We start from the raw sequence: 14,602 nt of genomic DNA on the forward strand, positions 1-14,602 counted from the left end.
GGGGCGTGTGATCTGACTCACACGCCATCAGGAGGAGCACGTGACCCAGGCGCCCCCGCCGCCCGAGATGACCTTCCAGAAGTCGGGCCGCGACCTCGCGGCGATCGGCGCCAGGCTGGAGCAGTGGCTGACCACCGCGCTGCCGCCTGACGCCGATCCCGAGGTCGCCATCCTCGGCGGCATCGATGCCAACGGGATGTCCAGCGAGACCGTGCTGCTCGACGTCACCTCGACGGTGGACGGCTGGAGGCAGACGAAGGCGTACGTCCTCCGGGTGGCGCCCCGCCCCGAGGACATCCCGGTCTTCGCGACCTATGACCTGCAGGCGCAGTACGACGCGATGCGTCTCGCCGGCTCGCTGTCCTCCGTGCCGGTGCCGGAGGTCGGTCTCGCCGAGATGAGCGGCTCGGTCCTGGGGACGCCGTTCTTCCTGATGGAGCGGGTCGAGGGTGTCGTGCCGCCCGACGTGATGCCCTACAACTTCGGTGACAGCTGGCTCTTCGACGGCTCTGCCGCGGATCAGGCGGCGCTGCAGAAGCGGTCGGTCGAGGTGCTCGCCGGGCTCCACGGGATCCCCGACGCCGCCTCGCGGTTCGGCTTCCTCGACCCTGCGCTGGCGGGCCATGGCGGGGAGACGCTGATCGCCCGCAACCTGGCCAAGACCCGAGCCTGGTACGCCTTCGCCTCCTCCGCCGAGGAGTGGAGCGGCCGCTCGCCGCTGGTCGAGCGCGGTCTGGCCTGGCTCGAGGCCAACCTCCCCGACGACGTCGGCGAGCCGGTCCTGTGCTGGGGCGACGCGCGGATCGGCAACATCATCTACCGCGACTTCGCGCCGGTCGCCGTCCTCGACTGGGAGATGGTCACCCTCGGGCCGCGCGAGATGGACGTGACCTGGATGATCTTCGCCCACCGGATCTTCGAGGACCTGGCGGCGATGCTGGGCCTGCCGGGGATGCCGGACTTCCTCACCGCCGCCGAGGTTCGCGACGCTTATGTTGCGGCGACCGGGGTCGAGCTCGGTGACCTGACCTGGCACGAGATCCACGCGGCGGTGATGTGGGGCGTGATCTATCTGCGGATCGCTGCCCGGCAGATCCACTTCGGCGAGATCGAGGCGCCCGAGGATCCGGAGTCGGCGCTCTACCACCGGGCGATGTTCGAGGCGATGCTGGACGAGGTCGGCGCGTGAGCGGGACTCCTGGGGCGCATGGGGAGTATGTCGGGATCGGTCCGCTCGACGAGTACCCGATCCACCAGCTCCCGCGGCCCGTCGCCTGGGCGGGGAGCAGCGACCGCAACTTCTACGACCGTTGCTACCTCAACGCCCACGACCGCACCGGCGACCTCTTCCTCGTCACCGGGATGGGGTTCTACCCCAACCTCGGCACCAAGGACGCGTACGTCCTGCTCCGCCGTGGCGACGAGCAGACCGCCGTGCACCTGGGCGACGGCGCCGACCCGCGGGGCGGTGACCGGATGGAACAGCGGGTCGGGGCGTACCGGATCGAGGTCGTCGAGCCGCTGCGGAGACTGCGGCTGGTGATGGAGGAGACGCACGGGATCGCGCTGGACCTGCGGTGGAACGGCTCGTTCGACGTGGTGCAGGAGCAGCCGCACGTGATGCGCCAGGGCGCTTCGACCGTGCTCGACGCGCAGCGGTTCGCGCAGGTCGGGACCTGGGAGGGGGTGATCGAGGTCGACGGCGAGACGATCGTCGTCGACCCCGACCGCTGGGTCGGCACCCGGGACCGGTCGTGGGGGATCCGCCCCTCGGGAGAAGGGGCGCCGCCGGGCAGGCCGGCCGACCCCGGCTTCGAGGGGATGTGGTGGCTCTACCTGCCGTTGCGGTTCGAGGAGTTCGCCGTCGTGCTGATCGTCCAGGAGACCCCGGACGGCTACCGCACCCTCAACGACTGCACACGGGTGTTCGCCGATGGTCGGGTCGAGCAGCTCGGTTGGCCGCACGTACGGATCCACTACCGGGAGGGGACGCGGATCCCGGAGGGCGCGACGATCACCTGCACGACGCCGGCAGGGGAGCGGCTCGTGCTCGAGGTCTCCTCGCTGCTGGGGGTGCCGATCCACGTCGGCGGCGGCTACGGCGGGGATTCCGACTGGTCGCACGGGGTCTGGAGGGGCGCGGGGTTCAGCGAACGGCTGACCTACGACATGAAGGCGCCGGAGGTCGCCGGGCGGGTGCCGTTCGGGGTGATCGACCACGTCGGGCGGGCGGTCGCCCGCGGCCCTGGGGCCGATGGCGTCGAGGGCTGGGGGCTGTTCGAGCACGGGATCCTCGGCCGCCACGACCCCTCCGGCTTCACCGACTGGCTCGACCGCGTCTGACGCGGTCTCAGGATCCGAACAAGGATTTATGACTAAAATCTAGTGACTTACTCTGGTTTGAACGGACCGACCAGAGGAGAGCCATGATCCGCCCCACCCCACCGCGCCTGACCGCCATCGCCGCCGTGCTCACGACCGTGCTCCTGGGAATGTCGGCGTGCGGCGGCGCCGATGCGACCGATGCCTCCAAGCTCGCCGCCGACGCGGCGCTCCCCGACCAGGTCCCGGAGGGGACCGTGCTGCGCCTCGGGCTCCCGCCGATCGAGGTCGCGCTGAAGGCGTCCGGCCTGATCGACGAGGTCGAGGGCTACGAGATCGAGTGGGCCAACATCTCCGGTGGCCCGAAGAGCATCGAGGCGTTCCGTGCCGACGCCCTGGACGCGAGCTACGTCGCCGACATCCCGCCGTTGTTCGCCACCTGGACCGACACGCCGGTCAAGATCGTCGCGGTCACCGAGAACCCGGACCCGCTCGACAACCCGATCTACGAGCTCGGCATCGCACCGAAGTCGAAGGTCGAGACGCTGCATGACCTGAAGGGCAAGAAGATCGCCTACTCGCCCGGCCAGGCGCAGGGTGCCCTCATCCTCAAGACGCTCGAGGCGGCCGGGCTCACCCAGGACGACGTCGAGCTCGTCGAGATCCAGAGCGTCGACGACACCTACTCGAACGCGCTGGCGTCCAACCAGGTCGACGTCGCTCCGCTGGGTGGGACCCAGCTGGCCTCCTACATCGCCAAGTACGGCCGCGACGGCGCCACCTCGATCCGGACCGGCATCCGTGACGACTCGACGCTGATCTACGGCCCGGAGGAGACCTTCGAGGACGCCGGCAAGGCGGCCGCGTTCAAGGACTTCCTCAGGCTGTGGGTCAAGTCCGAGAAGTGGGTCGACGAGCACCCTGACGAGTGGATCCAGGCCTACTACGTCGACCACGAGGGGCTGACCTTCGAGGACGGCAAGAAGGTCTTCGAGACCTCCGGCCAGACCATCATCCCGGAGGGCTGGGACGAGTTCATCAAGCGCCACCAGGAGACCGCCGACATCCTCTCGAAGGAGCAGGACCACCCTGAGCTGGACGTCACCGAGCTCTACGACCGCCGCTACGAGAAGGTCATCGCCGACGCCGTGAAGGAGGGGCAGTGATGGCCACCACCGCCGTCGAGGCGCCGGTCGTCGGCGTCGTCTCCGAGAAGGTCACCGACGAGCGGGTCGTACGCCGCCGGCTCGGCCCCGGGCCGCGGATCCCCGGCACGCTGTGGATCGGGCCGGTCCTGCTCCTGGTGCTGTGGATCGTCGCCTCCGCGACGGGGGTGCTGGACCCCCGGACCCTGTCCGAGCCGTGGGTGGTGGTCGAGACCGCTCAGCGACTGATCGCCGACGGCCGGCTTCCCGAGGCGCTCGCCACCTCGGCCTACCGGGCCGCGCTCGGGCTGGTCATCGGGGTCGGCGTCGGGCTGGTGCTGGCCCTGGTCTCCGGGCTCAGCCGGGTCGGTGAGGCGCTGATCGACGGGCCGGTGCAGGTCAAGCGGGCCATCCCGAGCCTGGCGCTGATGCCGCTGCTGATCCTGTGGCTGGGGATCGGGGAACCGATGAAGGTGATCACGATCGCCCTCGGCGTACTCATCCCGATCTACATCCACACCCACAACGGGCTGCGCGGGATCGACAGCCGCTACGCCGAGCTGGCCGAGACGGTCAGCCTGCGGCGCGGTGCGTTCGTCCGGCACGTGGTGCTGCCGGGCGCGACGCCGGGGTTCCTGCTCGGGCTGCGGTTCGCGGTGCTCAACGCGCTGCTGTCCCTGGTGGTCGTCGAGCAGGTCAACGCGACCAGCGGCATCGGCCACATGATCACCCTCGCGTCGAGCTACGGCCAGACCGAGATCATCGTCGTCGGCCTGGTCGTCTACGCCCTGCTGGGCCTGGTCGCCGACGGCATCGTCCGCTTCATCGAGAGGAAGGCACTGGCATGGCGACGCACGCTGGAGAGTCACTGAAGGAGACCGCCGTACGTGTCGAGGGGCTGCACCGCAGCTTCTCCGAGGCAGGCGGCGTGCTCAACGGGCTCGACCTCACCATCGAGGCCGGGGAGTTCGTGGCGCTGATCGGGCGCTCGGGATCGGGGAAGTCCACGCTGCTGCGGGCGCTGGCCGGCCTCGACCGCGCGGTCGCGGGGTCCGGGGTCGTCGAGGTGCCCGAGCGGGTCTCGGTGGTCTTCCAGGACTCCCGGCTGCTGCCGTGGCGGCGGGTGCTGGACAACGTGATCCTGGGGCTGGGTGGCTCGGATGCGCGGACGCGTGGTTTCGAGGCACTCTCCGAGGTCGGTCTCGAGGGCCGCGACCAGGCCTGGCCGCACCACCTCTCCGGCGGCGAGCAGCAGCGCGCCGCGCTGGCGCGATCGCTGGTGCGGGACCCGCAGCTGCTCCTCGCCGACGAGCCGTTCGGTGCCCTGGACGCGCTGACGCGGATCAAGATGCACAAGCTGCTCAAGAAGCTGTACGCCGCCCACAACCCCGCGATCCTGCTGGTCACCCACGACGTCGACGAGGCGATCGCGCTCGCCGACCGGGTGATCGTGCTCGTCGACGGTGTCGTCGGCTCCGACATCCGGATCGATCTGGGGTCGAAGCGGAGCCCGGGCGACCCGCGGTTCGCCTCGCTGCGGGCTCAGCTGCTGGCCGAGCTCGGCGTGGTCGACTCGGCCGACTCGGCCGACTCGGCCGACTCGGTCGAGGAGGAGGTGGCCTGATGGGGGCGCGACAGCTCCACCTCAACCTGTTCCTGCTCGACACCGGCCACCACGAGGCGTCGTGGCGGCTGCCGGGCTCGGACCCGCACGCCAACCTCTCGCTCGCCGCGCACCAGCACCTGGCGCGGGTGGCGGAGGAGGCCAAGTTCGACTCGCTGTTCCTGGCCGACTCGCCGGCCATGTTCGGCGAGCCGGGGCGGCGGCCGTCGGCGCGGATCGAGCCGACCGTGCTGCTGTCCGCGCTGGCGGTCTCCACCCAGCGCATCGGCCTGATCGCGACGGCCTCGACGTCGTACAACGAGCCCTTCAATCTCGCCCGGCGGCTGGCCTCCGTCGACCACATCTCTAGCGGGCGCGCGGGGTGGAACATCGTCACCACCGCAGGGGACGCGGCGGCGCGCAACTTCGGGCTGGAGGGGCAGCCGCTGCACAAGACCCGCTACGAGCGAGCCTCGGAGTTCCTCGAGGTGGCCACGAAGCTGTGGGACAGCTGGGCCGACGACGCGATCGTGGCCGACAAGGACGCCGGGGTGCACGCGGTCGGCGACCGGATCCGGCCGATCTCCCATGTCGGGACGCACTTCTCGGTGGAGGGACCGCTCAACCTGGCCCGGCCGCCGCAGGGTCACCCGCTGCTGGTCCAGGCGGGCTCCTCCGACGACGGCAAGGAGTTCGCCGCCCGATGGGCCGAGGCCATCTTCACCGCCCAGCCGACCTTCGCGGAGAGCCAGGCGTTCTACGCCGACATCAAGCGCCGGGTCGTCGCGGCCGGGCGCGATCCCGACCACGTGCTCGTCCTGCCCGGGATCGTCCCGATCCTGGGCGAGACCGAAGCCGAGGCACGTGAGCTGGAGGCCGAGCTCGACCGGCTGATCGCCCCGGAGTACGCCGTCGCCCAGCTGGCCCAGCTCCTGCAGGTGGATCCCGCGCGGCTCCGTCTCGATGAGCAGCTGCCGGCCGACATCGCGACCGAGGACGAGATCGAGGGTGCCAAGAGTCGCTACACGCTCATCGTCGACTGGGCTCGGCGGGACCGGCTCACCGTGCGCGAGCTGATCGGGAAGCTCGGTGGTGGTCGCGGCCACCGCACGTTCGCCGGGACACCTCTCCAGGTGGCCGACACGATCCAGCACTACTTCGAGAACGGGGCTGCTGACGGGTTCAACATCATGCCCGCCGTCCTGCCCTCGGGGCTCGAGGCCTTCGCCTCCGCGGTCGTCCCGATCCTGCAGGAGCGAGGGCTGTTCCGGACCGAGTACTCGGGCACCACCCTCCGCGACCACTACGGTCTCCCGCGCCCGGCCAACCGGCTCGATGCGGTCGCCGAGGAGGTCGTCGCCTGACCAGACCTCGCCGACTCGGCGACTGGTCTGTTCGGGGTCAACGCACGACGTCGGGCGTCATCAGATCCTCGTTCTCGTCGACCCAGTCGGCCACCCGATCCTCGCGGACCGCGCGCCACAGGTCGCGGTCGCGGGAGGGGTCGAGGCGTACGACGGACTGGTCGCCCACCATGCCGGTGCCGTCGGTGGGGACGGTGAGGTAGCTGATGTCGTCGGTGCGGAGGTTGCGGAGGGAGGCGGCGAGCCTGGCCATCTGGGTGGTCGACCAGTCGTCGTCGACGGAGGCGTGCTTCGAGAAGAGCTCGAGGAGGTCGAGGACCTGGTCGGGGTTCTTGCGCAGCTCCTGGTTGAGCGTCTGCTTGAGGAGCGTGCGGAGGAAGGCCTGCTGACGGGCGACGCGGTCGAGGTCGCCGTCCTGGAGGCCGTAGCGCTGGCGTACGTAGAGCAGTGCCTGCTCGCCGTCGAGGTGGTGGCGGCCGGCTTCCCAGCGGACGCCCCGGGCCGAGTCGTAGACGGTCTTCGGGATGTCGATGTCGACGCCGCCGACGGCGTCGGTGAGTGCCTTGAAGCCGTCCCAGTCGATGACGGCGAGGTGGTCGATGCGTACGTCCGTCATCTGCTCGACGGTCTCGACGGTGAGGTTGGGGCCGCCGAAGGAGTAGGCCCAGTTGACCTTGCCCTTGCCGTGCCCGGGGATGTCGACCCAGGCGTCGCGGGGGATCGAGATGACCGAGGCGGAGCGGCGGTCGCAGTCGAGATGTACGAGCAGCATCGTGTCCGAGCGGGCCTGACCCGGCTCCCAGCCGGGTGCTTCGGCGCCGGTGGTGGGTGCGTCGGAGCGGGTGTCGGTGCCGAGGACGAGGATGTTCACCGCGTCCGCGGCCGACCCGGAGGTGGGTTTGGCGGGGCGGTCGGTGAGCCCGGCGAACGTGTCGGGCAGGCGCTGGATGTTTCCCTCCACCTTCGCTCGGAGCCACAGCGCCCCGGTCAGGCCTGCCGCGCAGAGCAGGAGGACGCACACCAGCAGCCCGATCAGGGGCTTGCGGGCACGGCGCCATCCGCGCACGGGGGTCTCACCCGAGGGGTCCGACTGCGGCGGCACGGGCGGGTGATCGAGGAGAGCCACCCGAGTATGTGACCCGGAAGGTCGCGACGGCGGGGTCCAGATGCTCGCCATTCCTCAATTTCAGGCACCGCTCGGTAACGGCTGGTAACCAAAAATAGGGAGGCAATACGTCGTGCGAGGTGTCTGAGTAAAGTCACTTTGCTGTACGGCGCTGATCGTGTCGGAGTTCGGGGTCTCCGCGTGTTTCCAGCCGCCTGGCTGTGTCTTGGGAGGGCGCAGTCTCGAGGATGACCAGGGGAGAGCTGTGTCGAAGTCAAGAGTCGGTTCGGACGAGCGAGCCCGGTTGCACGAGGCTGCCTCCGTGCTGGCCGGGATCCGGGCGGCGACCACGCTGCTCCACTCGCCGACCCGGACCGGCGAGATCGACGAGGAGCGGCGCGCCGCGATGGCGGCGATGGTGCAGAGCGAGCTGGAGCGGCTCGAGCGGATGGTCCGCCGGCATCAGGAGGCCGCGACGACGGCAGCAATGGAGCCGCGTGTCTACGACATGCGTGCCGAGGTGATCGACCTCGACGCGGTGGTGGCCACCATGGTTCTCGCCCACCAGGCCAAGGGCACGGTCGTCGAGTGGCGCCCCAGCCGGATGCTGGCCCTGGGCGACTCCGACCAGGTGACCGAGGCCCTCAACGTGCTCCTCGACAACGCCGCCGACCACGGCAGCGGATCGGTCCGGATCGAGGTGCGTGCCGCCGGACCAGGAGACACCTCGGTCGAGATCGCGGTGACCGATGACGGGCCCGGCGTCGCGCCGGAGCTGCGCCGCCGGATCTTCGCCCGAGGCGTCAGCCGCCCGGGATCCACGGGTCAGGGCATCGGCCTCCACGCCGCGCGCGACCTGATGGAGCGTCAGGGCGGCTACCTCGAGCTCGAGACCGGAGAGCACACCACCTTCGTCCTCGGCATCCCGATGCTCGGCTGTGCCGACGAATGGGCCGACGACCACGACAGACCGAGCCGCGGAGGCCGCAGTGGTGTCGCCGCGTAAACGGGTGAAGGTGGTCATCGTCGAGGACCACACCCTGTTCGCGGAGTCGCTCGAGCTGGCGCTGACCTTCGAGGGCTACGACGCCCACCGCGTCGACCTGCCCCAGGATCCGCACAGCGAACCGTCCTCGGAGGCCAAGCTCACCTCGCTGATCATGCGCTCCCAGCCGCGCATCGTGCTCCTCGACCTCGACCTGGGGAAGCACGGCTCGGGCACACGCCTCATCGCCCCGCTCGCCCGGACGGGGACCGACGTCGTCGTGGTGACGGGTTCGACCGACCAGGCCCGGTGGGGCCACGCCCTGCACGTCGGAGCCCGGACGGTGCTGCCCAAGACGGTGCCGCTGGGCGAGATCCTGGGCACCGTACGCAGACTCAACTACGGCCACAGCGTGCTCGACGTCGACGAGCGTGAGCGCCTGATCCGGGCCTGGGTGGGGCAGGAGCAGGACATCATCGAGACGCGTCGTCGGCTCGCGCAGCTCTCCCGGCGGGAGTCGCAGGTGCTCGAGCACCTGATGGACGGCCTCACCGTCGGTGAGATCGCCAAGCTCCGCGTCGTCTCCGAGGCGACCGTGCGTACGCAGGTGAAGTCGATCCTCGCCAAGCTCGGCGTCTCCTCGCAGATCGCCGCGGTCAGCCTCGCCCACAAGGCCGAGTGGCGGGCCGCCTGATCCGCGTCCCTCAGAGGGCGACCAGGCCGTCGTCGTCGCTCGCGCCGCGCAGGCGGTAGCGCCTGCCGGTCGTCGGGCACAGCCAAGTATCGCCCTCGGCGACCAGCGGCGTGCCCGCGTGACCGACCCAGCCGACCCGCCGCGCCGGGACCCCGACGACGAGCGCATGGTCGGGTACGTCACGGGTGACCACGGCGCCCGCCGCGACCATCGCCCAGGCCCCGATCGTTACCGGCGCGACGCAGACGGCGCGGGCGCCGATGCTGGCGCCGGTGCGTACGGTGACGCCGACGGCGTCCCAGTCGTCGCCGTCCTTGAGAGTCCCGTCGGGGTTGACGGCGCGGGGCAGGTAGTCGTTGGTGAACACGACCGCGGGCCCGACGAACGCACCGTCCTCGAGCACCGCCGGCTCGTAGACCAGCGCATGGTTCTGGATCTTGCAGCGGTCTCCCACCACGACCCCGGGACCGACGTACGCTCCCCGGCCGATGATGCACTCGCTGCCGACCCTGGCGTGCTCGCGCACCTGGGCCAGGTGCCAGACGAGGGTCCCGGCGCCGATCACGGCACGGTCGTCGACGTCGGCGCTGGGCTCGATCCTGGGCTCGATCCTGGGCTCGATCCTGGGTTCGGTCCTGGGTTCCGTCGTGGGTTCGGTCATCGGTTCCGTCCTTGGTTCGATCAGGGGAGGACCGCAGGCGAGGACGCCTCCGGGATCAGCACGCGCGGGGTCGCGGTGGCCGAGGTGTCGAGGGCCCAGACGTCGCTGACCGGTTCGTCCTCACGGGCCAGGCCGTAGAGGACGGTGTCGTCGTCGAGCCACTCGATCTGGTCGTCGATGCTGTGCGTCTCGCCGGTGAGCACGGTGCGCTCGCCCGTGGCGAGATCGAGGACGGCGGGCGTCCAGCGGGTCCCGTCATCGACCGCCTCCTTGAAGGCGATCCGGGTGCCGTCGGGGGAGAGCGAGGGGCACTCGACGTGGTCGGCGACCGTGGTCAGGGAGCGTGCGGCGAGGTCGCCCCGGGCGAGGTAGGTCCGTCCGCCGGTGGCGACGGTGGCGTAGAAGGTGCGGTCGTCGTCGGCGAAGGTGACGCCCCAGATGTTGCGGTCGACGGGGGCGACCCGGCGGCCGTCGATGACGAGCCTGAACTTCTCCAGGTTCCCGTAGCTCGCCCCGCCGATCCGGCGGATGACCGTGCGCGTCGAGAACCCGCTGACCATGTAGGAGTCGCCGTTGACGAACACCGTCGAGGAGACCAGCTTCCCGTCGGGCGAGATCCGCGTGCGGCTCGGCAGGCCGGGCAGGTCGATCCCGTCGACCTCGCGCCAGGCCTTGCCCGGGGACGAGGTGGCCAGGTCGGTCGCCCGGTAGCGGCTGACCACGCCGCGCTCGGTGGCCAGGCACGACACCGAGCCGGCCCGCGCGTGGACCCGGTCGCAGCTCAGGTCGGTCAGCGCCCGGGCCCCACCGGGGTCGGACAGGGACACCGCGCCGACGTGGCCGTAGTCGGCGTCGCGCCCGGTGTGCCGGAAGAGGATCCGGGGCCCCTGCTCGACCCGCGTCATGGAGGTGGTCGTCGCGTCGGTCGCCTTCGACGTACGCCGGTCGTTCTCGGCGATCGCCGAGAGGGCGTACGCCGTCATGCCCGCCGTGACGAGCACGACGACGGCACCGAAGACGGCCGTGCGCTGCTTGGCCCAGGCCGTCCTCACCGTGCCGCCCTCCGTAGCACGGCGAGGCCGGCCGGGATCGCGGTGACCAGCACCGCGCAGACGGCGAGCATCGCGACCCGGGGGCCGACGGCGTACCAGAGCAGGCCGAAGCCGGTGGCCGCCACGAGCCGGGCGAGCGCGACCGCGGTCTGGGCGGTGGCGATGCCGCTGGCGCGTACGGTCTCGGGGACCAGTTGTCCGGCCACGGCGGCCAGGGTGCCGTCGGTCGCGGCGTAGAAGACGCCGAGGAGGAGCACCGCGGCGCACGTCGTCCAGAGCGCGCCGGAGCCGGTCGCGGCGCACAGGTAGGCCGCCGCGAGCGGCAGGTGGCCGAGCACGAGGACCCGGACCCGTCCGACGCGGTCCGCGAGCCGGCCCATCGGCACGGCGAGAGCGAGGTAGGCGAGGTTGGTGCCGACGTAGAGGACCGGGAACCACTGCGCTGCGAAGCCGCCGGTCTCCAGCAGCGCCAGGTAGACGAAGCCGTCGCCGACGGTGAGCAGGGCGAGTACGCCGGACACGCCGGTCAGGCGGAGGAGGCCCGGGGTGAGGGCGGCGCGCCACGGCACCTTCGGGCGTGCGGCGCGGCCGGAGACGACCCGGCGGACGGCCCCGGTGCGGAACGGGACGAAGAAGGCCATCGTGGCCACCCCGAGGACGGCGAAGCCGAGCGAGACGACCAGGACGGTGTCGTAGCCGTCGGCGATCCGCCACAGGATCACGAAGGCGAGCAGCGGCCCGAGGGTCGCCCCGATCGTGTCCAGCGCCCGGTGGACGCCGAAGCTGCGGCCGAGGTGCGCGGGGTCGCTGGAGGCGGCGATCATCGCGTCACGCGGGGCGGTGCGTACGCCCTTGCCGACCCGGTCCAGCGAGATCGCCGCCGAGATCGTGCCGAAGCCGCCGGCGAAGATCAGCCCGAGCCGCGCGACGGCGCTCATCGCGTAGCCCGCCAGCGCCACCGGCTGCGGCCGGTCGGTGCGGTCGGCGGCCCAGCCGGCCGCGATCCGCACCAGCGAGGAGACGCCCTGGTAGAGCCCGTCGATGAGCCCGTACGCCACCGGCGAGAGCCCCACCACCGCGGTCAGGTAGAGCGGCAGGATGGCCGCGACCGACTCCGAGGAGATGTCGGTGAGCAGGCTGACGATGCCGAGGGTGACGACCGTGCGGGAGACCCGCCCGCCGGAACGCCGCGGCTCGGCACCGGTGCTGGTGGCGGGTCGGTCGCTGAGAGAGAGGTACACCGGCGCTCAGGTCTTCGTGCGGAGGACGGAGTAGAGGCTGAAGTCGACCGTGCGGCTGCCGGTGCGGGTGACCGTGACGCTGACCGACTCCTCGCCGCGCTGCAGCGACATCGCCGGAGCGTTCTCGACCGAGGTGGTGCCGACCTCCTCGAACCCGTGCTGCGCGAGGCGGGTCCGGTAATGGCGGAGTACGTCACAGGGTCGCCGGCAGCTCGCGGTCAGCGCCACCTGGAGCGCGCCCTTGCTGGGCGAGACGCTGGAGACGTCGACGGTGGTGCGTGCCGGCGCCGCGAGGGCGGTCGGGTAGCCGGCCACCAGGGCACCCTTGCGGACCGCCTGCTTCGGCAGCGGGTCCGAGACCAGCGCCGCCGCCTTGGTGCGCGGCTTCTCGGTGAGCCCCGGAAGACCCGACTCGGACGGGGTCGAGGCCGCCTCGGGCAGCGCCTCGGTCGCGGGCTCGGGGTCCGACTTCCGGCCCGGCCCCGAGCCCGATCCCGACCCTGAGGCGGAAGACCCGGGCTCGGTGCTCGCGTCGGCCCTCGGCGAGCCCGACCGGGACGCCGAGGCGCCCGTCAGGCTCCCGCCGTCCTCGCCGGACGAGGAGTCCGCGAAGCGGCCGGGCACCCAGAAGATCGTGACGCCGACGAGCACGCCGAGCAGCACGAGGAGGGCGAGGCGCTTGAGGTTCACGGGACCAGTCGACGCGCAGCGGAGCCGGGTCGCGAGCGTTGGCACGGCCGCGTACTCAATTTCAGGCAGCCTGCCCGACCGGCGGCGGTCCGTCGAGGCGAGGCGTGCGACGTTGCGGTGGCCGGGAACCGTCCCGGCCGTAGCATCCCGGGGGACGGGCCACGTTGAACACCGCCGACTTTCTTCTCGAGCTAGCGCCCGAGGAATCGATCGCGCTCGCCGAAGCGGGTCGCGAGTACTCCTTCGCGGAACTGCGAGCCAGCGTGTCCGTGCTCATCGGACGCCTCTCCGTGCTCGGACTGACTCCGGGCACACCGGTCGGGATCATGGCGCCCAACGGGCTGTTCTGGGTCTCGGCCTACCTCGCGGCGCTCCGGATGGGCCTGGTCGTGGTGCCGCTGGCGGTCACGCTTCCGACCGAGGAGGTCGTGGCCCGGGTGCGGTGGGTCGGTGCGGACGCCCTGCTGGTCGGACGCGCCCAGGCGGAGGCGCTGCGGCTGAGCCTGCCCCGGACCCTGCCGGTCGTCGTGGAGCGGAAGGAGCGGCTGGTCCCCAAGCCGCGATCGGCGCCGATCGAGCTGCCCGATGCGGTCGACGTCGACCCCGACCAGGACGCGCTCTACATGTTCACGTCCGGCACAACCGGCGACCCGCGCGCGGTGCGGCTCACCCATCGCAACATCCAGGCCAACACGACCTCGATCCTCGGCTACCTCGACATCACCTCGACGGACCGGATGCTGGTCGTGCTGCCCTTCACGTACGTCTTCGGGCTCTCGCTGCTGCACACCCATCTGCGCGCCGGCGCCGCGATGGTCATCCAGCCGACGTTCGTCTTCCCGCAGGCCGTGGTGGACCGGATGGTGTCCGCGCGCTGCACGGGTTTCGCCGGCGTACCGTCGACGTTCGGGATGCTGCTGCGCAACAGCACCTTCGGCTCGGTCGCGATCCCGTCGTTGCGGACGATCCAGCAGGCCGGCGGCCGGCTGGCGCCCGCGCTGGTCGAGCAGATGGCGCAGGCCCAGCCACAGGCGCGGGTCTTCGTGATGTACGGCGCGACCGAGGCCACCGCCCGGCTCTCCTACCTCCCGCCCGAGGAGCTCGCCCGGCGGCCGGGGTCGATCGGCCGCGGCATCCCGGGTGTGGACCTGCGGGTGCTCGACCGAGACGGGGTGCACGTCGCACCCGGTGAGGTCGGCGAGATCTGGGCCGGTGGCGCGAACGTCTCGCCCGGCTACCTCGACGACCCGGAGGCCACGGCCCGCAAGATGCCCGGCGGGATGCTGCGTACCGGGGATCTGGCGAAGGTCGACGAGGACGGCTACATCTACGTGGTCGACCGGGTCGAGGACTTCATCAAGTCGCGGGAGCATCGGATTTCGAGCCAGGACGTCGAGTCCGCGGCACTCGCCATCCCCGATGTCGTCGCGGCAGCTGCGGTCGGGCTTCCAGACGACACGGCAGGCGAGCGGGTCGAGCTGGTCGTGGTCCGTCGGCGCGGCTCAGGGCTGCTCGTCGCCGACGTCATGGCGCACTGTCGCGACCATCTTTCAAGGCACATGGTGCCCGAGGTCGTCCGCATCGTCGATGCGCTGCCGCTCGACGCGAACGGAAAGGTGATCAAGCGGGAGGTACGCGCCATGTGCCTGAGGTTGGCGGAAGGACTGTCCGGCGCGGTGGAGCGCATCGGCGCCACCGATGTCGACGACGACAGTGTCGGTGGCGTCAAGGTGAGCTGAG

At 71.2% G+C, this 14,602-nt stretch carries 14 protein-coding genes; 9 read left to right on the plus strand and 5 right to left on the minus strand.

Features of this window, described 5'->3' with window-relative positions:
- Positions 1 to 40 precede the first annotated feature (40 nt).
- The 6 genes from G5C66_RS09685 (at position 41) to G5C66_RS09710 (ending at position 6,434) form a co-directional block, all read left to right on the plus strand.
- Complete coding sequence (locus G5C66_RS09685) at positions 41 to 1,189, plus strand: phosphotransferase family protein (protein WP_338144126.1); 1,149 nt, start codon at positions 41 to 43, stop codon at positions 1,187 to 1,189.
- Positions 1,186 to 2,343 carry an Rv3169 family protein gene (locus G5C66_RS09690; RefSeq protein ID WP_165110756.1) on the plus strand — a complete coding sequence of 386 codons (1,158 nt, stop codon included), beginning with the start codon at positions 1,186 to 1,188 and terminating at the stop codon, positions 2,341 to 2,343. Before G5C66_RS09685 ends, G5C66_RS09690 begins: the two co-directional genes overlap by 4 nt.
- An 83-nt stretch (positions 2,344 to 2,426) precedes the next feature.
- Positions 2,427 to 3,488 carry an ABC transporter substrate-binding protein gene (locus G5C66_RS09695; RefSeq protein WP_165110757.1) on the plus strand — a complete coding sequence of 354 codons (1,062 nt, stop codon included), beginning with the start codon at positions 2,427 to 2,429 and terminating at the stop codon, positions 3,486 to 3,488.
- A complete protein-coding gene (locus G5C66_RS09700; RefSeq protein WP_165110758.1) occupies positions 3,488 to 4,339 on the plus strand; it encodes an ABC transporter permease in 852 nt (283 codons plus the stop codon). The genes G5C66_RS09695 and G5C66_RS09700 overlap by 1 nt, the downstream gene beginning before the upstream one ends.
- On the plus strand, positions 4,312 to 5,091 hold the full coding sequence (locus G5C66_RS09705) for an ABC transporter ATP-binding protein (RefSeq protein ID WP_165110759.1): 780 nt from the start codon (positions 4,312 to 4,314) through the stop codon (positions 5,089 to 5,091). Before G5C66_RS09700 ends, G5C66_RS09705 begins: the two co-directional genes overlap by 28 nt.
- Entirely contained in the window at positions 5,091 to 6,434 is a 1,344-nt protein-coding gene (locus tag G5C66_RS09710) for an LLM class flavin-dependent oxidoreductase (protein ID WP_165110760.1), read from the plus strand. Before G5C66_RS09705 ends, G5C66_RS09710 begins: the two co-directional genes overlap by 1 nt.
- A 37-nt stretch (positions 6,435 to 6,471) precedes the next feature.
- Here G5C66_RS09710 and G5C66_RS26450 read toward each other — a convergent pair whose 3' ends face one another.
- A complete protein-coding gene (locus G5C66_RS26450) occupies positions 6,472 to 7,560 on the minus strand; it encodes an LCP family glycopolymer transferase (RefSeq protein WP_165110761.1) in 1,089 nt (362 codons plus the stop codon).
- Between the two features lie 244 nt (positions 7,561 to 7,804).
- Here G5C66_RS26450 and G5C66_RS26760 point away from each other — a divergent pair, with 244 nt between their 5' ends.
- Together G5C66_RS26760 and G5C66_RS26765 are read left to right on the plus strand one after the other, a co-directional pair.
- A complete protein-coding gene (locus G5C66_RS26760) occupies positions 7,805 to 8,545 on the plus strand; it encodes an ATP-binding protein (protein ID WP_165110762.1) in 741 nt (246 codons plus the stop codon).
- Positions 8,532 to 9,218, plus strand: a complete 687-nt coding sequence (locus tag G5C66_RS26765) for a LuxR C-terminal-related transcriptional regulator (protein WP_338144127.1) — start codon at positions 8,532 to 8,534, stop codon at positions 9,216 to 9,218. The genes G5C66_RS26760 and G5C66_RS26765 overlap by 14 nt, the downstream gene beginning before the upstream one ends.
- 10 nt (positions 9,219 to 9,228) lie before the next feature.
- Here the strand turns inward: G5C66_RS26765 and G5C66_RS09730 are convergent, their stop codons facing one another.
- The 4 genes from G5C66_RS09730 to G5C66_RS09745 are packed head-to-tail and all read right to left on the minus strand — an operon-like array spanning position 9,229 to position 12,862.
- Complete coding sequence (locus G5C66_RS09730; RefSeq protein WP_206443912.1) at positions 9,229 to 9,879, minus strand: acyltransferase; 651 nt, start codon at positions 9,877 to 9,879, stop codon at positions 9,229 to 9,231.
- Positions 9,880 to 9,899: 20 nt separating this feature from the next.
- A complete protein-coding gene (locus tag G5C66_RS09735; RefSeq protein ID WP_165110763.1) occupies positions 9,900 to 10,931 on the minus strand; it encodes a TolB-like translocation protein in 1,032 nt (343 codons plus the stop codon).
- Positions 10,928 to 12,172 carry an MFS transporter gene (locus G5C66_RS09740; RefSeq protein WP_165110764.1) on the minus strand — a complete coding sequence of 415 codons (1,245 nt, stop codon included), beginning with the start codon at positions 12,170 to 12,172 and terminating at the stop codon, positions 10,928 to 10,930. Before G5C66_RS09740 ends, G5C66_RS09735 begins: the two co-directional genes overlap by 4 nt.
- Positions 12,173 to 12,178: 6 nt before the next feature.
- Complete coding sequence (locus G5C66_RS09745) at positions 12,179 to 12,862, minus strand: hypothetical protein (RefSeq protein ID WP_165110765.1); 684 nt, start codon at positions 12,860 to 12,862, stop codon at positions 12,179 to 12,181.
- 164 nt (positions 12,863 to 13,026) lie between these two features.
- Here G5C66_RS09745 and G5C66_RS09750 point away from each other — a divergent pair, with 164 nt between their 5' ends.
- Positions 13,027 to 14,601, plus strand: a complete 1,575-nt coding sequence (locus tag G5C66_RS09750) for a class I adenylate-forming enzyme family protein (RefSeq protein WP_241248388.1) — start codon at positions 13,027 to 13,029, stop codon at positions 14,599 to 14,601.
- Position 14,602: the final 1 nt, after the last annotated feature.

It is taken from the genome of Nocardioides turkmenicus (assembly GCF_011045035.1).
GTDB lineage: Bacteria > Actinomycetota > Actinomycetes > Propionibacteriales > Nocardioidaceae > Nocardioides > Nocardioides turkmenicus.

Bases quoted from the DNA above. Each gene is read 5' to 3' on its own strand.
- G5C66_RS09695 (WP_165110757.1), top strand. From the start codon at position 2,427: ATGATCCGCCCCACCCCACCGCGCCTGACCGCCATCGCCGCCGTGCTC.
- G5C66_RS09700 (WP_165110758.1), top strand. From the start codon at position 3,488: ATGGCCACCACCGCCGTCGAGGCGCCGGTCGTCGGCGTCGTCTCCGAG.
- G5C66_RS09705 (WP_165110759.1), top strand. From the start codon at position 4,312: ATGGCGACGCACGCTGGAGAGTCACTGAAGGAGACCGCCGTACGTGTC.
- G5C66_RS09710 (WP_165110760.1), top strand. From the start codon at position 5,091: ATGGGGGCGCGACAGCTCCACCTCAACCTGTTCCTGCTCGACACCGGC.
- G5C66_RS09730 (WP_206443912.1), bottom strand. From the start codon at position 9,879: ATGACCGAACCCACGACGGAACCCAGGACCGAACCCAGGATCGAGCCC.